Origin of the sequence: Leucobacter celer subsp. astrifaciens (assembly GCF_001273835.1) — a bacterium.
GTDB classification, from domain to species: Bacteria; Actinomycetota; Actinomycetes; order Actinomycetales; family Microbacteriaceae; genus Leucobacter; species Leucobacter celer.
In genome coordinates this window covers 1-201 of the sequence record NZ_JHEI01000048.1, presented here as the reverse complement: position 1 = coordinate 201, position 201 = coordinate 1, and the positions used below count along the sequence as shown (strand labels likewise).

Below are 201 nucleotides of genomic sequence, written 5' to 3'. Positions count from 1 at the left end.
GGCCGCGCAGGCCGCGCGCGCGGACGGGCGGGGCGGGCCAGGACACGATGGGCGGGGCGGGCCCGCCCCCCTCGTAGGTCGACGCTTTGAAGGAGCGGAACGGGGTGTTCGAGACCCGGGCCCACCCGGTCGGGTCCGGGGAGAAGAGTCTCGGCCCGCCGATCTCATCGGGATCGCGCGGCACATCGCGCACCCAGCCCT

Annotated in this window: 1 protein-coding gene; it reads right to left on the bottom strand. The window is 76.6% G+C overall.

From position 1 onward, the window contains the following. Positions 1-201 (bottom strand): hypothetical protein (locus AMS65_RS20080; RefSeq protein WP_206541937.1); only part of this gene is annotated, 201 nt, incomplete at both ends.